20 protein-coding genes, 2 rRNA genes and 1 pseudogene are annotated in these 21,440 nt (G+C 58.6%); 11 read left to right on the top strand and 12 right to left on the bottom strand.

Annotation, left to right across the window (positions count from 1 at the left end; translation table 11 throughout):
- The 5 genes from DU29_RS0128455 to DU29_RS0128435 form a co-directional block, all read left to right on the top strand.
- A 23S ribosomal RNA gene (locus tag DU29_RS0128455) occupies positions 1-176 on the top strand; the annotation flags it as partial.
- A gap of 158 nt (positions 177-334) precedes the next feature.
- A 5S ribosomal RNA gene (gene rrf / locus DU29_RS0128450) occupies positions 335-450 on the top strand.
- A 141-nt stretch (positions 451-591) separates the two neighbouring features.
- Positions 592-1,251, top strand: a complete 660-nt coding sequence (locus DU29_RS0128445; RefSeq protein ID WP_028624743.1) for a paraquat-inducible protein A — start codon at positions 592-594, stop codon at positions 1,249-1,251.
- Complete coding sequence (locus tag DU29_RS0128440) at positions 1,238-1,861, top strand: paraquat-inducible protein A (RefSeq protein WP_028624742.1); 624 nt, start codon at positions 1,238-1,240, stop codon at positions 1,859-1,861. The genes DU29_RS0128445 and DU29_RS0128440 overlap by 14 nt, the downstream gene beginning before the upstream one ends.
- Complete coding sequence (locus tag DU29_RS0128435; RefSeq protein WP_028624741.1) at positions 1,854-4,157, top strand: PqiB family protein; 2,304 nt, start codon at positions 1,854-1,856, stop codon at positions 4,155-4,157. The genes DU29_RS0128440 and DU29_RS0128435 overlap by 8 nt, the downstream gene beginning before the upstream one ends.
- A 185-nt stretch (positions 4,158-4,342) precedes the next feature.
- Here DU29_RS0128435 and mksF read toward each other — a convergent pair whose 3' ends face one another.
- From mksF to mksB, 3 genes are read right to left on the bottom strand one after another with little or no spacing between them, the layout of a single operon-like run.
- Positions 4,343-7,174, bottom strand: coding sequence for an Mks condensin complex protein MksF (mksF, locus tag DU29_RS0128430; RefSeq protein ID WP_028624740.1), 2,832 nt, complete (start codon positions 7,172-7,174; stop codon positions 4,343-4,345).
- Complete coding sequence (mksE, locus tag DU29_RS0128425) at positions 7,171-7,872, bottom strand: Mks condensin complex protein MksE (protein WP_028624739.1); 702 nt, start codon at positions 7,870-7,872, stop codon at positions 7,171-7,173. The genes mksF and mksE overlap by 4 nt, the downstream gene beginning before the upstream one ends.
- The gene (gene mksB / locus DU29_RS0128420; RefSeq protein WP_161781320.1) at positions 7,862-9,151 is read right to left on the bottom strand and encodes an Mks condensin complex protein MksB; all 1,290 of its coding nucleotides are present in this window, start codon (positions 9,149-9,151) and stop codon (positions 7,862-7,864) included. The genes mksE and mksB overlap by 11 nt, the downstream gene beginning before the upstream one ends.
- 238 nt (positions 9,152-9,389) lie before the next feature.
- On the opposite strand from mksB, the gene DU29_RS0128415 reads away from it, so the two are divergent.
- The gene (locus tag DU29_RS0128415; protein WP_028624737.1) at positions 9,390-10,130 is read left to right on the top strand and encodes a hypothetical protein; all 741 of its coding nucleotides are present in this window, start codon (positions 9,390-9,392) and stop codon (positions 10,128-10,130) included.
- A complete protein-coding gene (rimI, locus tag DU29_RS0128410) occupies positions 10,123-10,575 on the top strand; it encodes a ribosomal protein S18-alanine N-acetyltransferase (protein WP_028624736.1) in 453 nt (150 codons plus the stop codon). The genes DU29_RS0128415 and rimI overlap by 8 nt, the downstream gene beginning before the upstream one ends.
- A 52-nt stretch (positions 10,576-10,627) precedes the next feature.
- On the opposite strand, the gene DU29_RS0128405 is transcribed toward rimI, so the two are convergent.
- Entirely contained in the window at positions 10,628-11,032 is a 405-nt protein-coding gene (locus DU29_RS0128405; protein WP_028624735.1) for a hypothetical protein, read from the bottom strand.
- A 182-nt stretch (positions 11,033-11,214) separates the two neighbouring features.
- Between DU29_RS0128405 and can the strand changes: the two genes are divergently transcribed.
- The gene (can, locus tag DU29_RS0128400; protein WP_028624734.1) at positions 11,215-11,859 is read left to right on the top strand and encodes a carbonate dehydratase; all 645 of its coding nucleotides are present in this window, start codon (positions 11,215-11,217) and stop codon (positions 11,857-11,859) included.
- Between the two features lie 6 nt (positions 11,860-11,865).
- On the opposite strand, the gene DU29_RS0128395 is transcribed toward can, so the two are convergent.
- The 3 genes from DU29_RS0128395 to DU29_RS0128385 form a co-directional block, all read right to left on the bottom strand.
- Entirely contained in the window at positions 11,866-12,390 is a 525-nt protein-coding gene (locus tag DU29_RS0128395; RefSeq protein ID WP_028624733.1) for an SET domain-containing protein-lysine N-methyltransferase, read from the bottom strand.
- A gap of 173 nt (positions 12,391-12,563) precedes the next feature.
- Positions 12,564-13,736 (bottom strand): hypothetical protein, encoded by a 1,173-nt coding sequence (locus DU29_RS0128390; protein ID WP_028624732.1) that lies wholly within the window; start codon positions 13,734-13,736, stop codon positions 12,564-12,566.
- Positions 13,737-13,844: 108 nt separating this feature from the next.
- Positions 13,845-15,263 (bottom strand): short-chain fatty acid transporter, encoded by a 1,419-nt coding sequence (locus DU29_RS0128385; RefSeq protein WP_028624731.1) that lies wholly within the window; start codon positions 15,261-15,263, stop codon positions 13,845-13,847.
- A gap of 202 nt (positions 15,264-15,465) precedes the next feature.
- Between DU29_RS0128385 and DU29_RS0128380 the strand changes: the two genes are divergently transcribed.
- From DU29_RS0128380 to DU29_RS1000000133840, 3 genes and pseudogenes are all read left to right on the top strand, one after another.
- Entirely contained in the window at positions 15,466-16,779 is a 1,314-nt protein-coding gene (locus DU29_RS0128380) for an MFS transporter (protein ID WP_028624730.1), read from the top strand.
- A 104-nt stretch (positions 16,780-16,883) separates the two neighbouring features.
- A pseudogene (locus DU29_RS1000000133845) lies at positions 16,884-17,660 on the top strand (PAS domain-containing protein); the annotation flags it as partial.
- Positions 17,640-18,200 (top strand): methyl-accepting chemotaxis protein, encoded by a 561-nt coding sequence (locus tag DU29_RS1000000133840; RefSeq protein WP_268871211.1) that lies wholly within the window; start codon positions 17,640-17,642, stop codon positions 18,198-18,200. The pseudogene DU29_RS1000000133845 and the gene DU29_RS1000000133840, both read left to right, overlap by 21 nt.
- Before the next feature lie 24 nt (positions 18,201-18,224).
- Here DU29_RS1000000133840 and DU29_RS0128370 read toward each other — a convergent pair whose 3' ends face one another.
- The 5 genes from DU29_RS0128370 to DU29_RS0128350 all read right to left on the bottom strand — a co-directional run.
- Entirely contained in the window at positions 18,225-18,593 is a 369-nt protein-coding gene (locus tag DU29_RS0128370; protein WP_028624728.1) for a cupin domain-containing protein, read from the bottom strand.
- 76 nt (positions 18,594-18,669) lie between these two features.
- Entirely contained in the window at positions 18,670-19,479 is an 810-nt protein-coding gene (locus DU29_RS0128365; RefSeq protein WP_028624727.1) for an AraC family transcriptional regulator, read from the bottom strand.
- A gap of 28 nt (positions 19,480-19,507) precedes the next feature.
- Complete coding sequence (locus DU29_RS0128360) at positions 19,508-19,879, bottom strand: helix-turn-helix domain-containing protein (RefSeq protein ID WP_028624726.1); 372 nt, start codon at positions 19,877-19,879, stop codon at positions 19,508-19,510.
- A 2-nt stretch (positions 19,880-19,881) separates the two neighbouring features.
- Entirely contained in the window at positions 19,882-20,184 is a 303-nt protein-coding gene (locus tag DU29_RS0128355; RefSeq protein WP_028624725.1) for a type II toxin-antitoxin system HigB family toxin, read from the bottom strand.
- Between the two features lie 268 nt (positions 20,185-20,452).
- Positions 20,453-21,440 (bottom strand): gamma-glutamyltransferase (locus DU29_RS0128350; RefSeq protein WP_028624724.1); only part of this gene is annotated, 988 nt, incomplete at its 5' end.

Genomic DNA, 21,440 nt, shown 5'->3' with positions numbered 1-21,440 from the left:
TCGGAATAGATAACCGCTGAAAGCATCTAAGCGGGAAACTAGCCTCAAGATGAGATCTCACTGGGACCTTGAGTCCCCTGAAGGGCCGTCGAAGACTACGACGTTGATAGGTTGGGTGTGTAAGCGCTGTGAGGCGTTGAGCTAACCAATACTAATTGCCCGTGAGGCTTGACCATATAACACCCAAGCAATTTGCTTGCTCTAATGAGCACCAGATTGCGGTGACTGTGAAGACGAGATGAACCGAAAGTTCGATGCTCACAAACACCGAAAGCTATCACATACCCAATTTGCTGAAGCGCGGCCAGCTGGCCACGACTCAGTACCCGAATTTCTTGACGACCATAGAGCATTGGAACCACCTGATCCCATCCCGAACTCAGCAGTGAAACGATGCATCGCCGATGGTAGTGTGGGGTTTCCCCATGTGAGAGTAGGTCATCGTCAAGATTAAATTCCGAAACCCCTATCTGCGTAAGCAGGTAGGGGTTTTGTTTTGGCCGAAACAAAATTCAATCCCACAAATTTGCACAGTTATTTTTGAGTCATGACACTAGAATAGGTCGCAACATTTTCGGAGTCAGAGCCTTTATGCCAGTTAAGGTTGACGCCTCAGGGCTGTCAGAATTACCGCTGGATGCGTTGGTAGCGTGCCATGAGTGCGACTTGCTGATGCGCAAGCCGCAGCTCTCCCGTGGCGAGAAGGCCGAGTGTCCGCGGTGCGGCTTCGAGCTTTATGCGCAAAGACACAACGTCGTGCAACGCAGCCTCGCTCTGGTCATCGCCGCTCTGTTGTTATACATCCCGGCGAACTTTTTACCGATCATGGAGCTCAATTTGCTCGGACAGTCGTCGCAAGACACGGTATGGACCGGTGTGGTCGGCCTGTTCGATAGCGGCATGCACGGCGTCTCTTTGGTCGTGTTTCTATGCAGCATGGCGATCCCATTGATCAAACTGCTCTGTCAGCTGGCCGTATTGCTGACAATCCGTTTCGATGTTGGCCGCAGTTACGGCCTGCTCCTTTACCGTATGTACCACCATCTACGGGATTGGGGGATGCTTGAGGTATACCTCATGGGTGTCCTGGTTGCGATTGTCAAACTTGCGGACATGGCCGCGATCACCGTAGGACTCGGGCTCGCGTGTTTTATCAGTTTGTTGTTGGTTCAGGTCTGGCTGGAGGTTGCGATGTCACCTCATCAGATCTGGCAGGCTTTGTCAGGAGAGGATGCCCATGCGGGCGATTGATGCAGGCATTCTGATTTGCACTGAATGTCATGAATTGAACAAGCAGGAAGCAGACACCGAAGAGCAAAACTGCACTCGCTGTGGCGCGGTGGTTCATGCCCGACGCCCGAATTGCCTTGCTCGTACTTGGGCGCTGCTGATCACCGCGGCAATTCTTTATATCCCTGCCAACATGCTACCGATCATGACGGTCACTTCGTTAGGCAAGGGGGATCCCAGCACCATCATGTCTGGCGTGATCGAATTGGCTCAACACGGCATGATCCCTATTGCAGCAGTGGTATTCATCGCCAGCATTCTGGTTCCCACATTCAAATTGGTGGGCCTCGCATTGCTGCTGTTCTCCGTGCAACGCCATCAACCGCTCTCGGCGCGCCAGCGTGTCTGGATGTACCGCTTCATCGAGTTCATCGGCCGATGGTCGATGCTCGACATCTTTGTGATCGCCATTCTGGTGGCGGTTGTGAATTTCGGTCGCCTTGCCAGCGTCGAAGCCAATCTTGGCGCCATCGCCTTCGCCAGTGTGGTGATACTGACGATGCTTGCCGCAGTAACTTTCGATCCCCGACTGATTTGGGATAACACGGAGTCGGACGACGACCATGACTGATTTGCCTACAGCGAAAACCCGACCGGCCTCCAACTGGTCTGCCATCTGGGTGTTGCCACTGATCGCCCTGGTCATCGGCGGCTGGCTTGGCTGGCGTGCCTATAATGAAACCGGCATCGAGATTCAAGTTCGTTTCGAGAGCGGTGAAGGCATTCAAGCCAACAAAACCGAAGTCGTCTATAAGGGCATGTCAGTTGGCAAGGTAAAAACACTCAAGCTTGATGACGAAGGCACCTCCAAAGGTGTGATCGCCACCGTCGAGATGAACAAGGACGTAGAGCAATACCTCAAGACCAGCACGCGCTTCTGGCTGGTTAAACCGAGCGTGACGCTGGCGGGTATCACCGGTCTGGAAACGCTGGTGTCAGGCAATTACGTCGCGATCAGCCCCGGCGAAGGTGAGCCGATCCGCAAGTTCAAGGCGCTCGCCGAAGAGCCGCCGCTGTCCGATGCGCAACCTGGCCTGCACCTGACCATCAAAGCTGATCGCCTCGGATCGCTGAATCGCGGCAGCCCGGTGTTTTACAAGCAGATCAAAGTAGGCCAGGTCAAAAGCTACTTGCTGTCTGAAGACCAGAGCACTGTTGAACTCAAGGTGTTTATCGAACCGACCTACGCCAAGCTGGTGCGCAAACACACGCGTTTCTGGAACGCCAGCGGCATTAGCATCGACGCCAATCTGTCGGGTGTGAAAGTACGCAGTGAGTCGCTGGCCAGCATCGTAGCCGGTGGCATCGCTTTCGCTACCCCGGAAAACCGCAAGGACAGTCCGGCCACCGATCCGAGCCTGCCATTTCGGCTGTATGAAGACTTTGATGCAGCCGCCGCCGGTATTCGCGTGAAGGTCAAACTCAGCGATTTCGAAGGCCTACAGGCAAATCGCACGCCGGTCATGTACAAAGGGATTCAGGTCGGCAATTTGAAAGCGCTGAAGGTCGATCCGGATCTTTCCACCGCCACGGCCGAATTGACACTCGATCCGCTGGCCGAAGACTATCTGGTTGACGGTACGCAGTTCTGGGTGGTGAAACCGTCGATTTCTCTGGCCGGCATCACGGGGCTGGAGGCGTTGGTCAAAGGTAATTACATCGCCATTCGTCCGGGTGACAAAGGCGCCGCTCCGCAACGCGAATTTGTTGCCAGGCCGAAAGCGCCGCCGCTCGACCTGCGTTCGCCGGGTCTGCACTTGGTCTTGTTTACCGAAAACCTGGGCTCGCTGGAAGTCGGCAGCCCGATTCTCTACAAGCAGGTCAAAGTGGGTTCGGTGCAGAGCTACCAGTTCTCCCGCACCAAAAAGCAGCTGGTCATCGGCGTACACATCGAAAAAGAATACGAGGGGCTGGTCAACGCTTCGACACGGTTCTGGAATGCTAGCGGCATTACGCTGACAGGGGGATTGACCGGTGGCATTCAGGTCAAAAGCGAGTCTTTACAAAGCCTGATGGCCGGCGGGATCGCTTTTGAAACACCAGTGGCCAATGCGCCGCTGCAGAAGCGCATTCCACGCTTCCGTCTGCACGCGAACCATGACGAAGCCAATCAAAAAGGCACCGTCGTGACGATCAAGGTCGATCGCGCTGATGGACTGCGCAGCGGTACTCCGGTGAGATTCAAAGGGCTGGATGTCGGCAAGATTGAAGACGTCGATCTCAGCGATGACCTGCAGTCGGTTCTGCTGACCGCACGGATCACCGAAGTGCCTGAGCGAATCGCCCGGGTCGGCAGTCAGTTCTGGGTGGTGAAGCCTGAACTGGGCCTGATCAAGACGTCCAATCTTGAAACCCTGGTGACCGGGCAGTACATCGAGGTGCAACCAGCGGCTAAAAATCTCGGTCGACAAAAGAACTTCGTGGCCCTGCCCAATCCGCCGGAGGCAGTCAACAAAGAGGCAGGCCTGAGCCTGGTCTTAAGTGCAGCGCGCCGCGGTTCTTTGAAAACCGGTGTCCCTGTGACCTATCGTGAAGTGACCGTGGGCAAGGTCACGGGTTATGAACTGGGCCAGACCGCTGACCGGGTACTTGTGCATATTCTGATTGAACCGAAGTACGCGCCGTTGGTGCGCAGCGGCTCGCGCTTCTGGAACACCAGCGGTTTCGGCCTCGATTATGGTTTGTTCAAGGGCGCGACTGTGCGGACTGAATCGCTGGAGACGTTGATTCAGGGCGGCATCGCATTTGCCACACCGGACGGTGAGCGCATGGGTAACCCGGCGCGACCGCAGCAGACATTCCCGCTGTTCGATCAGTTCGAGGATGAATGGCTGACGTGGGCGCCGAAGATCTCGATCGGCAAGTAATCCGGCGGCGTCTGGATTGACGTCATCGCTAGCAGGCTAGCTCCCACAGGGGGAACGCATTCCAAATGCAGGAGTGAGCCTGCTCGCGATAGGGCCACTCAATTCGGCACAATTCCCAAGCTATAAAGAAAGGCCGCGATCCATTGGATCGCGGCCTTTTTATTACCTTCGATTTCAAAACCCAATCAGACAGCATCCAGCTCCGCTTCAGTACTAACGACAGCCTTCACCTCATCGTGACGACGAATATACTTCCAGTCCGCCTCATCAATGTAGATCCCGTTCGGCCCACTGCCGCCCTCGAGGTCGATCGCCACACTGGCGCAAACCTGCGGCTTCACACTCGCCAGAATCGGCACGAAACCCAGTTGCAGACTGGTTTCCAAAAGCGCTGCCTGGTTCTTCTCATCGATATCCGCCGCCTCGTCGAGGTAGTACGGCAAACGCACCCGACCGGCCTGGTCGCGGTCCATCAAGTGCAGCAACAAATACATGTTGGTCAGCGCCTTGATGGTCATCGTCGTGCCGTTGGAGGCGGCGCCGTCGATGTCGGTATGAATGACCGGCGAGCCATTGACCTTGGTGATCTCGAACGCCAGCTCGAAGAGATCCTTGAGACCGAGCTGATTGTGGTTCGCCGCAACAAGGCGTGCCAGATATTCCTTGGCCTCTTCGTTCTTGTTGTCCTGATCCGCGCTTTGGTTGAGGTCGAACACGGACAGGGTTTCACCTTCTTCGTATTGCCCGGCGCTGTGGATGATCTGGTCGATGTGCTTGAGGGCTTCCTTGTTCGGCGCGAGGACGATGCGGAAGCTCTGCAGGTTGGAGACCTGACGCTTGTTGATCTCGCGGTTGAACAGCGCCAGCTGGTGCTCGAGGCTGTCGTAGTCGCTGCGGATGTTACGCAGTGTTCGCGCGATATCGGTGACCGCTGCGCGACGTGCCTTGCCGAGTGTCAGGGCTTCATCGGTGCGGTGCGCATAAGCGTTGATCAGCAATTGCAAGCGACGCTCCATGTCATCTTCGCTGTCGAACTTGGCCACGCCTTTGAGGCGGATCTGCGCATACAGCGCGTCGATCTGACCGTCGGTGCGCAGCAAACCCTGCCAACTGTCCTGATAGTCATTGAGCAGCGGCAGCAGGTTGTCCATGGAATCGTCAACCGGATCCATGAACGGCGTGCCGAATGGCATGTCCGCCGGCAACAGCTGACGGCGGCGCAGGGCGTCGTCGAGGGTGCGCTGCTTGGCTTCCATGTCGCCGATCTGGCGACCGACCAGTTGCAGCTTGGCCGACAGCTGCTGGACGCGTTCGGTAAAGGCGTCGCTGGAACGCTTCAACTCGTCCTGCGCGGCTTCCATCTGCGCGAGTTGTTCGAGCTTGTCGTCTTCCTCGGCGCTCAGGGTTTGCGCGCGACGGAAATCTTCCAGGGCTTTCTGCGCGTCGAGCACTTGCTGGTACAGCGCTTCGGTCTGGGTCTTGCTCGCGGCGCGGTCTGCGGCCACGGCCTGCTGGGTTTTCAACTGTTTGAGTTCTTTGTCCAGACGCTCTTTCTGATCGCGCAACGCTGCGCGGTCAGCCAGCGCTTGCAACGCCGGTGGCTCGATGTGCGTGATGTCGATGGACAGACCAGGCACTTCGAAGCGCTCGCCTTTGAAACCGTCGAGGATCAATTCCATGGATTTTACCCACTGACCGTCCTCGTCCAGCGTGATCCCGTGTTCGCCCAGCGGCAGGCTGAACAACGCGCTGTTGAACAGGCGCATCAGGCGTTCGACGTCCTGTTGCGAGAACTCCTCACGCAAACGCGCGTAGCTGTTGTTGTCGGCGTGATCGAGTTGTTGTTTGACCGACTTCAGGCGTTTTTCCAGATCGCGCAGACGTTCTTCGAGGTCTTCGGCACTGAACTGCCGGGACTGCGCCAGCGCGCCGGCCAACTCATCGTGTGCGTCTTTGGCCGCGAGCAGTTGCTGTTCGAGGACTTTGACGTCGGCCACCAGCGCGAAGCGGTGCTTGAGCACCGACAACTCGCCGAGCCAGCGCTGGATCCCACTGATTTCCCGTTCCAGGCGCATCAGCTCTTGAGTACCGCCGCGCTGATCGTTTTGTAGCGCGTCCTGTTCGTTGCGGTAATGCTCGGCCTGAATCGTCAGCTCTTCCTTGCGCGCACTGGCGTAGTCCGACCAGGTGCCGAGCAAGGAATCGAGCAGTGGCGAGATGCGATGCAATTTGCCGCGCAGAATATTTCGCTGTGCCACGCCTGAGGCAAGGGCTTCAACCAGTGGACCCGCGGTGACCAGCGAGTTGTAGTCCTGCTCCATGCGTCGTACGTCGCGGAAAGCTTCTTCACACGCCGCAATGTAATCAACGCTGCCGGAACGCAGGCTGTGCTCGAACGCATCGAGGAACAATTGCTTGAGCTTGGCCGCGGTGATTTCGCGCATGTGCAGCAGGTTGATGAACAAGGCGCGGAAGGTTTTCAGGCTCTGTTCGCTGGTGGAACGCAGTGGGATCAGGGTCAGGTCGAGCGGAATGGAAGTGTGACCACCGACCAGCAAGCGACGCAATTCGTCCGGCTTGAGTTCGTAGGCTTTCAGGCCTTCGCGCTCAAGGTTGGTGAACAGCTCTTTCTGGCGCAGGCAGGTGTCGTTCTGCTGATAATGCGCGAGATCCAGTTTGCCGGCGTAGGCAAAGAACTGGTGACCGAAACCACCGCCCGGTCCGCGGCCGACCACACCGATCACATGCGGACCGTGGGGCAGCGACACCTCGACGAGGATGTAACTGGTGTCCGAGGCGAAGTAGAAGCGCCGGGATTGTTCGAGGCTGTACTTGCCGAAACTCATGTCCGACATGCGCGCCAGAATCGGAAACTGCAAGGCGTTGATCGAGGCGGATTTACCGAGGTTGTTCGCGCCGTAGACCGACAAAGGTTCTTCCAGCGGAAACAGGCCCAGGCTGTAACCGGCGGTGTTCAAAAGGGCGAAGCGGCGAATGCCGTAGCGTTCCTTGCTCATGCGTCGGTCTCCTGTTCTTCGGCGATGGCACGGGCCATGGCGTCTTCTTCGCTTTCTTCTTCAAAGTCCGCAAGGTCCAACGGGTCATCGGTTTCCAGCAATTTTTCATCACTGTCGTCATCGATCAGCACTGGAGCCGGCAACGGCAGGACGCTGTGCAGACTGGCTGCCAGATCGCGGTCCTGTTGAACCGACAGGCAGACATCGAGGAAACGGTGCATCGGCGGAAGGAACCGGTAAATGCCCGTTTCTTCGCTGGCAAAACCGAGCTGGGTCATGCGGCGCATGATTTTTTCTTCGAGTTCTTCGACTGTCTGCACTTCGGCCTGGATAAACAGGTCGCGGTATTTTTCCAGCAACGATGGCAGCTCATCACGGCCAAGGCTGCCACCGTCGAGCACGGCAATCGGGTCACGGCCCTGATCCGCCAGATGCTCGACGAGGATGAACGTGAACAGCGCCAGGCGCTGCGCCGTCTTGTTGACGGCTGCGGCGGCGAGGTCCGGCACGAAGTAGTAGAAACCGCGGGTGTCGCAGACCAGTTCAAAGCCCAACGCCTTGAACAGCGTGCGGTACTGGTCCTGGAAGTTCGATAGCTGCGCGTACAGTTCCGGATCGCGGCGGCTGACGTGGTAACCCTTGAACAGCTCGCGGAAGATCGGCGCCAGCTGGGACAGTTCGGATAGATCAAGTTGCATTAGAAGTACCTGCAGGGAGGGCGCTCGCAGAATCCTCGGCGGCATCGCGGGCCGGGAGCAGGGCGAAGGAGCGCAGGCTGACCTGATGCTCATGAGTGTGGTAATCGCGACGTTCGAGACGCTCACGTTTGAAGCGTTTTTCCCGCGACAGGCGCGAGAACCAGTAGAGCAATTCGTCAGTGGCGCCGTCCGGTTCCTGTTCCAGCAGCCAGGTCATCAGGTCCGGCATCGGCAGGGCGTCTTCGCAGCGATCGAGCATCTCGCGAACGGTGCGAGGCGCGCGTGGGGCCTCGCCTTTGCGCGATGTATGAGCCTTTGGGAAACGCGCCGGTTTCGGCTCGAAACGTGCCAAGGCGTAAACGTAGGCTTCGACCTGACTGGCGCTGCCGAGGAAGGTACTTTGCGGCCGGGTGAACATCGGCATCGCCGCTTGCGGCACCGCATCCAGACCTTTACGACGGATCGCCGCCAAGGCCAGCGCGGCGCCACGGGTCACCGCGTTATGGCGGCGCGCTTCTTCGCGCAATGGCAGCAGCAGCTCGCGGGCATGACGCAAGGTCAGCTGGGCGCTGGTCTGCATTTCCAGAATGCGCGCGTGGGTGCGCAGCAGCATGTCGTCGTCGACCAGATGACCGAGGCGCTGCTGTTCAGTGAGCATTTTCAGCAGAACGTTTTCGACTTTGCGCACGCCTTGTTCGAAGGCGCCGTCGGCGTTCACCAACTGAATCATCGGTTCGACGTATTCATCCCAGGTCGCCAGCACCTCGGCGTAACGCTGACGCAGCGGGATCTGCCGATCGCTGGTCTTCGCACGTTCGGCGACGGCCACCAGAGCCTGCTCGTCGTTGGCGAGTTTCTTCAGCACATCGCGCACGCGCATGTCGAGCAAGCGCAGCTGACGCGCCAGATCGTTGCCGTCGCGGATGTCGAAGGCGTCCTGGATGTAACCGGCCAGGCGCTCGAGGTGGCGCAGATAGGCTTCGATTTCCAGGCATAGGCCCAGACGGTGTTCACGGCGCAGGTAGGCGAGAAAATCGTGGATCTGTGCATTGAGCTCGAAGCGGTTCGGGCTTTTCGCCACGGGCACCAGAATGTCGAGACGGATCCACACGTCCAGCAGGCTGGTGATGTCCTGCGGCGTACTGTCGAGTTGCTGGGCGGACAGTTGCGTGCGCAGTTCGTTGAGGCTCAGGGTGCCTTGGTCGAAGTGCTCGCACAGTGGCTCCAGAAGTGCCCAGTGTTCAGCGAGGGCGCGCAAGACGCGCTTGGGTTCGATCATCGGAATGGCCGGCTGGTTGGCGAAGAAAAGCCGCGATTGTACTGCATCGGGGCCGATTCGATTCACCCTCGAGACGGGCAGTCGCCATTTTTCACAGGTGGAGAGACTTTCGGTGAAGTCTATCGATCAACAGCGCGGGCGATCTTCAGCGAAGGGCGGTAGAATCGGCGCACTTCAGTTATCCACAAGTGGCCGACCTTTGTTAATCGAGTCCCGTCGCCGCGCTTATTTGACCGCCATGCAGGTGGTCAACTGGCTGCCGCGCACCGAATTGCCCTTTGCCGCGCCGTCGCGTCCCGAGCTGCTCGAGATGCCCGAACCGACGCTCGTCGTGCCCGTGGCCCCCGCGCCGGTTGCCGATACGCCCGTGGAGCCCGTGGTCAAGCCGGCCGAACGGGTGAAAATCGAGGTGCCGCGCCCGTCGCTGGCGAGCACGCGCACCAACGCCAAAACCGAGGAAGAAGAGGCGCCCGTCGTCGTCAAGGCGCCGGTCGTACCGCCGCCGCGTTTCGCTTTGCAATTGCTGCGCGCCGGGCGATGCCTGCTGCTGGTGGAGTTACCCACAGGCGAAACGTTCCAGACCCGTGATCCGGCCTATCTGCTGCTCAAAGACATGCTGCGCGCCGCCGGCCTGCCGGACGCCCCGCAAATCATCGGCGAACCGGTGCGCTGGCCGTTGCTTGCTCGCGGCACCATGGATCAAGGCCCGGACGCTGCGCGGGATTTTGTGCAGGGTTTTCTGTCGGCGCGACTGGAAGATGCACCGTGTGTCTGCGTGTGGCTGATCGGTTTGCCGGCGGTGCGGTTTGCCGGTGAAGCGAATGCAGAATCCTTCAACCGTGAACTCCAGGTCGAAGGCCTGGGCTCGGTCTGGGCCCTGCCGGGTCTGGAATTATTAATGGAAGAGCCACAGCGTAAGGCTGATGTCTGGCAAGCCATGCGTCGGCTGATGGCGCGCTGGAAAGAATCAAATGAGTGACGCTGTATCGTTTCGCCCGATGACCGAGGCGGATCTCGACGCTGTGCTGAAAATCGAATACGCGGCGTACAGCCATCCGTGGACCCGAGGGATTTTCCTCGATGGTCTGGGCAAGTATCAGATCTGGCTAATGTTCGAAGGCCAGCAGCAGGTCGGTCATGGCGTGGTGCAGATCATTCTCGATGAAGCGCACCTGCTGAACATCACAGTCAAACCGGAGAATCAGGGGCGCGGGTTGGGTTTGACGCTGCTGGAGCACTTGATGTCGATCGCCTACAAGGCAGAGGCGCGGGAGTGTTTTCTGGAAGTGCGCGACAGCAACCGCGGTGCGTTTCGCTTGTATGAGCGGTACGGGTTCAACGAGATCGGCCGGCGGCGGGATTATTATCCAGCGGTAGGTGGGCGTGAAGACGCGGTGGTCATGGCCTGCACTTTGGTGGATTGATCGCCCGTAGGAGCTGCCCGTACCTTCGGCAGCTCGTGCGTGGAGCATCAGATCAACGATTTCCGTCCTGCGGATCCCGCCGCGCCAGCTCTTCTTCATCCAGCCCGTTGCCACCGCCGATCTCATCTTCATCGACAATGCTTAAATCCCAATCGGCCGCCTCACTCTCTCCAGCTTCTCGCGCATCCCGCGCACCGTCCTCACGAATCAACGTTTCCGGGCTCATGTCGTCGTCAGTTGGTTCGTGGTCTGCGGTCGAGGCGCCTGTCATGCCAGCCTCGCGAACGCGCTCTTCAGGCATCAGCTGCTCGCGCTCATTCTCCGGCAGTTCGTCGCCAATTTTTGCGCTGGGTTGATCTTCGTCGAAATCCAGCTCATGCATCGAGCCCATGCGGTCTTCGTTGTCATCGATAGGCTCGGGTTGAGTCGCATCAAAAGGACGTCGTGAATCAGTCATGGCAATTCCTCATACTGTGGGCCTTACTAGGTGGACCCGCTGAGCGCGCGAGAATTCCACCGGCATTGAGCGCGGGTTCGCCGTAATATTGATCAGCGCAAAGACAGCGATCTGCATCTTGCGCGTGACCCCGACCAAGGGTCGTTTGTCAGAACAGCGCACTATTCACGAGGCGTCATTGCATGAACGAATTACAAGATCTGATTGATAACAACGCGCGTTGGGCCGATGCGATCAAACAGGAAGATCCTGACTTCTTCGCCAAGCTGGCCCGTCAGCAAACTCCGGAGTTCCTGTGGATCGGCTGTTCCGATGCCCGCGTGCCGGCCAACGAGATCGTCGGCATGCTGCCGGGCGACCTGTTCGTCCATCGCAACGTGGCCAACGTGGTGCTGCACACCGACCTCAACTGCCTGTCGGTGATTCAGTACGCGGTCGATGTGCTCAAGGTCAAACACATCCTCGTTACCGGCCACTATGGTTGCGGCGGCGTGCGTGCCTCGATGCAGGACCGCCAGTTGGGTCTGATCGACGGCTGGCTGCGCTCCATTCGCGATCTGTATTACGAGAAGCGCGAAGAGCTGGCGAAGCTGCCGACCGAAGAGGAACGTGTCGATCGTCTTTGCGAACTCAACGTGATCCAGCAAGTGGCCAACGTCGGGCACACCAGCATCGTGCAGAACGCCTGGCACCGCGGGCAGAAACTGTCGATCCACGGTTGCATCTACGGCATCAAGGATGGTCGCTGGAAAAGCCTGAATGCGACCATCAGTGGCTTCGAGCAGTTGCCGGCGCAGTACCGTTTGCGTCCGGTCGACGCGCAGTAAAGATCTTCAGCGCAGGTTCAGTCGGCGCCAATGCTCGAAGAACTTCATGCCCTCGGCATTGGGCGCTTCTTCGTAGCCGACGATCCAGCCTCGACAGTTGTAGCAGCCGCAGTGGCAGGCAAACTGCCGCTGCAGCTGGTCTTCCGTCGCCGCGAAATCCATGTTCAAGCGTTCGCCTTTCTTGATGTCCTTGAGCGCCCATATCCACAACTCGCTCATGTCGATAAAGACATTGGGGTCGCAGGAATGGTCGAGCAGACCGCAGAAGTGCGGATCATGTATATGAATCCCAGGCGCCAGCTGTCGGGTGTGGCGGCTGCGATAAGGCAAAAGGTGCCCGGAAATCCGGCACATACGGGTGATGCGTTGAAATTCGCGCAGGGCTGTGACCGCCGTGTCTGAACCTTCCTTGTCGCAGATGATTTCAAAGTCTTGCCGGGAGGGGAATCCAAGGCGAAGGGGCAGTTCCACAAATGGATAAATGCCGTTCGATGGAGAGGTGGTTGATCGCTGCGGGTGGTTAACGCTCATAACAATCCCTGTTGACTGGGTGCTGCGACCTCCGTCAGCTGACTTCCTGTCAGCCCTGCAGCACGTGGGTTAACTGCAAGATTCGCGCAAAAGGTACGGTGGGTCTACTGACAGAACTGACAGTTGAGACCGAGCTATTTGCGCGAGCGTTCGGATCGTGCGTCCGGCTGGTTCTATAGGCGGGGCAGGGATTCGGCGGGGGCGGGTAGTGGAGCTTGCAGCTGCCCGAGCTCAGACTGGACTGACGAGGTTGCGCACTTGGCGGCCGCTTGTTCGGCCGGCAAATTGCGGATCGAGGTGTAGAACAGCTCGCAGGTTTTCTCTTTTCGCGTCACTTGCCAGGTTTGCGTACAGCTTTTCAGCTGAGTCTGAGGATCGCTCCCGGGTTTGCTGCCCATTGCGGCTTGCCAGCACGCAGCACTCAAATCCTGTCCCATGACTTTAAGGCCGGCAGCATCCGCTTTGGCTTGCGCATCAACACCGGTGTAGCTGTCCGGATCAGCGGCGTACCAGATATAACTCGGGTGATTGGAGCCCAGCACCGGCACTTTCACCCCATCGCGCGGACTGATCGTCGCCAGGCCAAGAACGTCGACGGTTGGACCGTATTGTTGTTTGATCCAATTGCGCACTGGGGCACCGAAAGCAACCATCGGCAACGCGGCCCCGCTGGCGCTACGGCTCATGACGTCGACCATGGTGGTTTGGTAATCCTTGAAATAGTCATACACGCCTTCCAGATCCTTGCCCGCGTTAGACGGTGCGGCAATCGGGGCGATGTCGATGATGGTCTGGTAGCCCGGCGTCTGTTCTGCGGCGATGCCGTTGTCGGTGAGCAATGTGGCCCAACGATCGGTGGTCGCCGATCGCAAGTAGTCCTGCGCCTGGGTCAGCGAATAATCGGGTGGGAAGTGCAGCAGTTCGACGCTCTTGCGATTGTCCAGCGCCATGCCCAGCGGCAGGAACAGATACCAGTTGTAGGCCCACTTGCCGTCGGCATTCAGCTTGCTGGCGCCTTTGTAGGCCAGGTCGCCGGCATCAAGCAGTGCGGCCAGCGGCTTTTCGTAACCATCAGGTACGCCGCTGATTTCAACGTAGAGCTGGTCGTTGTCGGTTTTGACCCGCACCTTCGCGGCGCTGTAACCATCGCGCTGCACGCTTTGCGTCAGGTAATGCGCGACGGTCTGCTCCAGCGTCCAGTTGCGAAAGCAGATCACGCTGCAATTGTTGGGATAGGCAAATAGACGGGTGACGCGTTCAGTGCTGCCCAGCTTCAGGTCGACATCAGCGTGGGCGGCGGCGCTCAAGGTGAGCGCAGCCAGGGTGATTCCTGCGAGTTTGAACATGCTCAGATCCTTTGCAGCGTGTGAGCCCGGAAGCGGGGCGAGCACATACTGAAACAGACTGCGCTGAACAAAAAGCAGGGCCGATAAAAATATCGGCCCTTTTTGCGTTTAAGGCCGCACCGGCGGCGTGTACGTCAATGTCGTCCCCAGCGCCCATAGCAGAAACAGCACCAGCGGCGTGTGCACCAGCAGTTGCACGAAAGAGAACCCGATCAGGTCCCGGGCCTTCAAGCCGAGCACGCCCAGCAATGGCAACATGTAAAACGGGTTGATCAGGTTCGGCAGCGCTTCGGCAGCGTTGTAGATCTGCACTGCCCAACCCAAGTGGTAGTTCAGGTCATTGGCCACTTGCATCACGTAAGGCGCTTCGATGATCCATTTACCACCCCCCGAGGGGATGAAGAAACCGAGGATCGCCGAATACACACCCATCAGCAGCGCATAGGTGTCGTGGGAGGCGATGCTGACGAAGAAAGTCGAGATATGGTGCGCCAGCGTTTGCGCATCGCTGCCTTTGACCGTGGTCATCAGTGCGGCAATCGAACCGTATAACGGGAATTGAATCAGCACACCAGTGGTGGTCGGCACGGCGCGTGACACTGCATCGAGGAAGCTGCGCGGGCGCCAGTGCAGCAGCGCACCGAGCATGATGAACAGGAAGTTGTAAGTGTTAAGGCCAGAGATCGCACTGATCGCCGGTTTGGTCGAGAACTCGTGGAACAGCCATCCGGCGGCCAGCAGTACCAGCAGAATAATCAGCAGCGGACTGTGTTCCAGCCATTCACCGGGCCGGGTGCGCGGCTGCAGCGGCGGCAGATTGAAGCTTGGATCGATACCACAGGCTTCGGCATCACGCGCAGAGTTCGGGCCGGGCGCGGTGGCATAGGCGATGATCAGCGAGATCACGATCAGTGCCAGCAACATCACCCCTGACTGCCAGAGAAAAATCGTCTGGGTAAACGGGATCACCCCGGTGATCGCCAGAATCGACGGCGGCAGGCTGCCAGGGTTGGCCTGCAATTGGGCTGCCGAAGATGACAAACCCAAAGCCCACACCGCACCGAGACCCAGATAGGCCGCAGCGCCAGCGGCACGGTAGTCCATTTTCAGATCCGTGCGGCGGGCGAGGGCGCGCACCAGTAAGCCGCCGAACACCAGCGACAAGCCCCAGTTCAACAACGAGGCGACCATCGAAATCAACGCCACCCACGCCACTGCGGATCGACCGTTCTTGGGGATGCGCGCGAGGCGATCGATCAGCTTCACCGCAGGCGGGGAGCTGGCCACCACATAACCGCCAATCACCACGAAGGCCATTTGCATGGTGAAAGGAATCAGGCTCCAGAAACCGTCGCCGAAGGCCATCGCGGCATCCGTCGGTTTGGCGCCCATGAACAGCGTGGCAACCGCGACGATGATCACCGCCAGCGCGGCAAACACCCAGGAGTCGGGGAACCAGCGTTCGGCAAAACTTGAGCAACGCAGGGCAAAACGGGCGGAGCGGCTATCTTCGATATCAGCGGCCACGGGAGTACCTCGAATTTTTATGTTTGTTGTGGTCCTCAGGGCCGCAGAGGGCCGTTTGGACAGGTGCCAACAGTAAATCAATCAGTCACGTTTTGTGACGAACTTTCAGCCTTCCATGACTATGGTCTAACGGCTTGTCCGTGGGCGCGTTTGCGTAGACCATGTGCGCCTTGGTTTTTAGCCTGTGCCAGAGTTATTTTTGATGACAGCCCAAATCGATTCGCGCCCGGCGCCGTTCAGTCGCTCGGACTACAAAACGCTAGGGCTCGCGGCCCTTGGCGGCGCGCTGGAAATCTACGATTTCATCATTTTCGTATTTTTTGCCCTGACCCTGAGTCAGCTGTTCTTCCCGCCGGAAATGCCGGAATGGCTGCGCCTGCTGCAAAGCTTCGGGATTTTCGTGACGGGTTATCTGGCGCGGCCACTGGGCGGGATTCTGATGGCGCATTTCGCCGATCGGCTCGGTCGCAAGAAAGTCTTCAGCCTAAGCATTTTGATGATGGCGCTGCCGTGCCTGCTGATCGGCATCATGCCAACCTACGCGCAAATAGGCTATTTCGCCCCGCTGTTACTGCTGGCGCTGCGAATTTTTCAGGGCGCGGCCGTGGGCGGCGAAGTGCCAAGTGCCTGGGTATTCGTTGCCGAGCACGCGCCGGTCGGGCATCGCGGCTACGCGCTCGGCTTTCTGCAGGCTGGATTGACGTTCGGCTACCTGATCGGCGCCCTGACCGCGACCTTCCTCGCGCAAGCCTTTACCCCGCAGGAAATTCTCGATTACGCCTGGCGTTACCCGTTTTTGCTCGGCGGCGCGTTCGGCATCCTTGGCGTCTGGTTGCGCCGCTGGCTCAGCGAAACCCCAGTGTTCATGGCGTTGCAGGCCCAGCGCGAGGCCACCGTCGAACTGCCATTGCGCACCGTCCTGCGTGAGCATCGCCTGGCCATGCTGCCAGCGATGCTCCTGACCTGCGTGCTGACCTCTGCGGTCGTGGTGTTTGTGGTCATTACGCCGACCATGATGCAGAAAACCTTCGGCATGACTGCCAGTCATACCTTTGCGTTAAGCGCATTGGGGATCGTTTTTCTCAACATTGGCTGCGTGCTGGCCGGGTTGCTGGTCGACCGCATCGGCGCCTGGCGGACAGTGATGCTGTACAGCCTGTTGCTGCCGCTGGGCATTGGCGTGCTTTATACCTGCCTGATCACCGGCGGTGACTGGATTGGCCTGGCCTATGCAATTGCCGGCCTGGGTTGTGGCGTGGTCGGCGCAGTGCCTTCGGTGATGATCAGCCTGTTTCCGGCGCGGATTCGCGTGTCGGGGATTTCATTCACCTACAACATTGCCTACGCCGCCTGGGCGAGTATCACGCCTCTGCTGCTGATCGGTCTGATGCCCTGGAGTCCGTGGATTTGCGTGATCTTCTCGGCGGTGATGGGAGCAGTGGGCGTGAGCAGTGCTGCTTATTTCGGTGCGCGGATGCCCCGGTCATCAAACTGCCGCGCTGCCGGGGCCGCCTGATCACAGTATTTTGTCGAACAATCCGGCAGCGCGCTTCAGAAAAGATCTACCGAGCCGATGGCATAGCTATAAGCGGCTAACATTCCTGCCATCGGTACTTCCCCATGTTCAACAAACGCTTGAAGCAGGAGCTGTCGGCTCTTCGCGAAGAACTCTCCAGCCTGCAACAAGTGAAGGAAAGTCTGGACAGTGAAATGCTGGTCCTGACCCTGAGTCCTGATGGACGTGTTCACTCGGTCAATCAGAACTTCATGGACGAGATGCTCTACAAGGGCGGCGATTTGATTGGGCGTCCTCTTGAAGACATCGTACCCGCGCACGTAAAGTCCAATGACGCCTACCAACGTTTCAAGACTGCGCTCACCCGAGGAGAGCATTTTGCCGGCGCCGTGCGGTTGTTGCGTGGCAATGGCAAGGAAGCGTGGCTGCGCTCGATCCTGCAACCGGTGCGCTCACAGGATGGTCGCATCAAACACTTCTCGATTTATTCCAGCGACCTCACCCGTACCATTGAAGCGTCGCGCGAGCATGAAAACCTGATTGGTGCGCTGGTGCGGTCTACCGCCGTGATCGAGTTCGACCTCGACGGCAACGTGCTGTCGGCCAACGAACGGTTTCTCAATGGCATGGGTTACAACCTGGCGCAGATCAAAGGCAAACATCACCGCATGTTCTGCGAACCACAGGAATACAACAGCGCCGAATATCAGGCGTTTTGGCGTCGCCTGAATGCTGGAGAATTCGTGGCCGACCGCTTCAAGCGTGTCGACAGCCACGGTCGGGTGGTTTGGCTGGAGGCGTCCTATAACCCGGTGGTCGACGCCAACAACACGCTCTACAAAGTGGTCAAGTTCGCCACGGTGATCACCGATCAGGTCAATCAGGAACAGGCCGTCGCTGAGGCGGCAACCATTGCCTACAGCACCTCGCAACTCACTGACAGCACCGCCCAGCGCGGCACTGCCGTGGTGACTCAGGCGGTGGATGTCATGCGTGATCTGGCGCGGCACATGCAAACGGCCGGGGAAGGCATCGAGGCACTGAACGCGCAGTCACTGGTAATTGGCAGCATCGTCAAAACCATCAGCGGCATTGCCGAGCAAACCAACCTGCTGGCGCTTAACGCAGCCATCGAGGCGGCGCGCGCCGGTGAGCAGGGTCGAGGGTTCGCCGTGGTAGCGGACGAGGTTCGTCAACTGGCCTCGCGCACCAGCCAGGCGACCGACGAGATCGTCATAGTGGTGCGGCAAAATCAGGACATGGCGCGCAACGCCGTGGCCCTGATGACCGACGGTCAGCGCCAGGCAGAACAAGGCCTGGCGCTGGCGGCGGAAGCGGGCACGGTGATCGTCGAGATTCAGGACGGCGCGCAGAAAGTAGTGAACGCGGTCGGCCAGTTTGCCAATCAGTTGTCGACATAAGCCCGGCGTAACTGCATTTCAGGGTTATATCCAAACGTCATTTTGCGCGGTGCGTTCGCCACCCTTGTCGCCGGTGTTGAGTACGCCTCTGGGTTCGATCAGCAGGAGTTTCACCTCCTGTTCGGCAGAGGGTTTGTGCTCGACACCTTTGGGCACTACGTACATTTCCCCTGCATTCACCAGGACTTGGCCATCACGGAAGTCGATGCGTAACTGGCCTTCGAGAACGATGAAGGTTTCATCGGTGTCGTGATGGTCGTGCCAGATGAAGTCGCCTAACAGCTTCACCACTTTGAACTGGTAGTCGTTCATTTCGGCAATAACGCGCGGCGTCCAGTGTGGGCCGATCCGGGATATTTTCTCGGCGAAGTTGAGGCTTTCGTAGGCTTTCATGAAACAGGTCTCCTGGTTGATCGTGAAACTACGATAACCAGCAGCCCTTCTTGCATCTTGTACGATTGTGCGTCGCTCAGCGGCGGTGCATCTTAATCCAGCGCGCCGGCGTCAGTCCGTAGGCCTTGCTGAATTGACGGGTCATATGGCTCTGGTCAGTGAAACCGGCGATCAGGGCCGCACTCACCAGTGACTGGCCCTGCATCAACAGCGAGCGAACCAGATCGAGACGGCGCATGGTCAGGTAACGGTAGGGGCTGGTGCCGAACAACAGACGAAAATCCCGCGACAGACTCCAGCGATCGCGACCACTGTGGTTGGCCAGTTCTTCCAGTGTGACGGTGCGGTCCAGTGCGCTGTGCATGTACTCCCGCGCGCGCTCCGCCGCCACGTAGTCGAAGCTTGGCCGCCTGGCCTTGACGCCGGATTCATGGTTCAACGCATGCGCCAGATCGAACAGCGCATCCTGCTCTTCCAGTGGATCGAGCGGGAATTCGAGACTGCGCAACAGCGTGTTGGTGGCCGCAAACAAACGTGGATCGGCCGACAGTCCGTTCTTGATGAACGGTAGCGGCTGACCGCCAAGCATCTGCTGAATCAGCGCCGGCTCAATGTACATCATCCGGTACTGAAACCCGGTCTCGGTACCCGCCTCGCCATCGTGCACTTCGTCCGGGTGCAGCACCATCGTCGCGCCGGGCAAGCTGTGCCGCCAGCCCCCGCGATACTGAAAACTCTGCACACCGGCCAGGGTATGACCGATGGCATACGTGTCGTGACGGTGCAGGTCATAACCATGCCCGGCGAAATACGCCTCGAAACGCTGCAGCCCGCTGACGTCGGGGGCGCGGTGGAACCAGTCGTGGCGGGGCGGGGGTTTGGTCATGGTCTCAGCCGTTTCGTCAATCGGGCCATCAGGCTTGCTTCATGGGCTTTATGAGGCTTTCTGCTGGTATTCCAAATAACTGGTGTAGTTTCCAGATCATAGGAAGCGTCAAGGCTCGTTTGCCATTGAGCACCTCATAAACACGGTTTGTTCGGCCAATGGCTGGAGCCAGATCAGCTGCGGATAAACCTGCTTGCTCCATACGAAATTTGATCGCATCAATCGGGTTCGGTAAATCGACCGGAAACTGCTTCGCTTCATAAGCCTCAATCAGCGTGATCATAATGTCAAAAAAGTCGCCCTCAGAAGTACCCGGCTCCGGCTCGTCGTCGAACAATGCAGAGACGCCTCGCAGGGCCGCGCGGTAATCCTCGTCTGTGTGAATCGGACGAATGTTCATGGTTACTCCATCTCGACGCGTTCAGCGTCAATTGCGTCGTACTGCTTGTGAGTGCCGACAAATTTTATGTACACAGCGCCGAAGCGATAAGCGACAGCGACAACCAATCGAAAGTCGTTGCCCTTGATGTTGAATACAACTCTGCGACTTTTGAGAATGCTGGCGGCAGCAAAATGCGCTTTTATGTCTGAAGGTGCCTTCCATCCTGCATTTCTGACTTCGTCAATCCAAGCGAGAAGAGATTGTTCGGATTCCGGGTATTTCGTCCAAAAGCTCTTCAGGTGACTGATTGCGATTATTATCATGCCATGATCCTAGTCCCGTCTTGGGACTGATGCAAGACTGGGCAGGCCCCGAGGAGCGTGCGGAATAAGAAAGCTGTTCTGTGGTCGTTCCCTGCTGAGACTGAGGGCAGCCTTGTGGGGCATGCCGGCAGGAATTTCATCCTGAAACTCTACGTTGTCCGAACTCATTTGGGGGTAGGAAAAGGCAGCGCAAGCCTACCGATCAGCGTTGTTGACTCGTAAAAAAGGCTTACCTCTTGGCAAGCCCTTTATCATCGCGGCGTAGGATCTAATCCCCCAACGCCTCACCCTCCCGCCGCGGATCCGCACCACCCGCGAGCGATGTTTTGCCCTGCGCATCGTTGACCCGGACAATCGCCTGCGTGCCGCTGGTCATGTCGATTTCGCTGATGGGGTGACCCTTGGCTTTCAAGGCTTCAATTAGCTCAGCGCTGAACTGTCCCTGTTCCAGTTCGGTCGGGCCGTTACGGCTGCCGAAGTTGGGCAGGTTGATGGCGATTTGTGGGTCAAGGTTCCAGTCGAGCAGGCCGATGGCGGACTTGGTCACGTACTCGATGATTTGCGAACCACCCGGCGAGCCGAGGGTGGCAAGGAATTCGCCGCTCTGGCGGTCGAAGATCAGGGTTGGCGCCATGGATGAGCGCGGGCGTTTACCGGGTTCAACGCGGTTGGCTATTTTTTGTCCGTTCTCTTCGGGGATGAACGAAAAGTCGGTCATCTGATTGTTGAGCAAAAAGCCCTGAACCATCAGGTGCGAGCCGAAAGCCGATTCGACCGTGGTAGTCATCGACACTGCGCCGCCGGCGTCATCGACCGCCACCACTTGCGAGGTTGAAATACGCATCGGCGACCGGTCCGGTGCGTAGGCGACCCGAATGCCCGCCGGTGTGCCAGGTTTGGCCATGCCCATGCTGCGATCGCCGATCAGGGCGGCGCGGCTGGCCAGATAACCCGGGTCCACCAGACCTTTGACCGGGACCGGTACGAAGTCCGCATCCGCGAGGTATTGCGCGCGGTCGGCGTAGGCGAGACGCTCGGCTTCGGATATGAGGTGCACGGCTTGCGCAGTCGGCTCGATACCCGCCGGCCTGGCGTTTTTGACCGGCGCGAATGCCGCCAGGTTGAAGCGCGGGTCACGCTGTTGCAGTGCCTGCAAGGTGCCGAAAATTTGTGCGAGGGCAACTCCGCCGGACGACGGCGGGGGCATGCCGCAGACCTGCCAGCGCTTGTAGTCTGTACAGAGTGGCGGGGGGTGC

This window comes from Pseudomonas sp. Ant30-3 (genome assembly GCF_000690905.1).
GTDB lineage: Bacteria > Pseudomonadota > Gammaproteobacteria > Pseudomonadales > Pseudomonadaceae > Aquipseudomonas.
The sequence above is the reverse complement of the archived record's forward strand: the minus strand, read 5'-3'. Positions and strand labels throughout refer to the sequence as shown.

Bases quoted from the DNA above. Each gene is read 5' to 3' on its own strand.
- can (WP_028624734.1), top strand. From the start codon at position 11,215: ATGAACGAATTACAAGATCTGATTGATAACAACGCGCGTTGGGCCGAT.
- DU29_RS0128365 (WP_028624727.1), bottom strand. From the start codon at position 19,479: ATGACCAAACCCCCGCCCCGCCACGACTGGTTCCACCGCGCCCCCGAC.
- DU29_RS0128380 (WP_028624730.1), top strand. From the start codon at position 15,466: ATGACAGCCCAAATCGATTCGCGCCCGGCGCCGTTCAGTCGCTCGGAC.
- mksB (WP_161781320.1), bottom strand. From the start codon at position 9,151: ATGATCGAACCCAAGCGCGTCTTGCGCGCCCTCGCTGAACACTGGGCA.
- DU29_RS0128395 (WP_028624733.1), bottom strand. From the start codon at position 12,390: ATGAGCGTTAACCACCCGCAGCGATCAACCACCTCTCCATCGAACGGC.
- DU29_RS0128405 (WP_028624735.1), bottom strand. From the start codon at position 11,032: ATGACTGATTCACGACGTCCTTTTGATGCGACTCAACCCGAGCCTATC.
- DU29_RS0128355 (WP_028624725.1), bottom strand. From the start codon at position 20,184: ATGATAATAATCGCAATCAGTCACCTGAAGAGCTTTTGGACGAAATAC.
- DU29_RS0128435 (WP_028624741.1), top strand. From the start codon at position 1,854: ATGACTGATTTGCCTACAGCGAAAACCCGACCGGCCTCCAACTGGTCT.
- DU29_RS0128360 (WP_028624726.1), bottom strand. From the start codon at position 19,879: ATGAACATTCGTCCGATTCACACAGACGAGGATTACCGCGCGGCCCTG.
- DU29_RS0128440 (WP_028624742.1), top strand. From the start codon at position 1,238: ATGCGGGCGATTGATGCAGGCATTCTGATTTGCACTGAATGTCATGAA.
- DU29_RS0128370 (WP_028624728.1), bottom strand. From the start codon at position 18,593: ATGAAAGCCTACGAAAGCCTCAACTTCGCCGAGAAAATATCCCGGATC.
- mksE (WP_028624739.1), bottom strand. From the start codon at position 7,872: ATGCAACTTGATCTATCCGAACTGTCCCAGCTGGCGCCGATCTTCCGC.
- mksF (WP_028624740.1), bottom strand. From the start codon at position 7,174: ATGAGCAAGGAACGCTACGGCATTCGCCGCTTCGCCCTTTTGAACACC.
- DU29_RS0128415 (WP_028624737.1), top strand. From the start codon at position 9,390: ATGCAGGTGGTCAACTGGCTGCCGCGCACCGAATTGCCCTTTGCCGCG.
- DU29_RS0128390 (WP_028624732.1), bottom strand. From the start codon at position 13,736: ATGTTCAAACTCGCAGGAATCACCCTGGCTGCGCTCACCTTGAGCGCC.
- rimI (WP_028624736.1), top strand. From the start codon at position 10,123: ATGAGTGACGCTGTATCGTTTCGCCCGATGACCGAGGCGGATCTCGAC.
- DU29_RS0128445 (WP_028624743.1), top strand. From the start codon at position 592: ATGCCAGTTAAGGTTGACGCCTCAGGGCTGTCAGAATTACCGCTGGAT.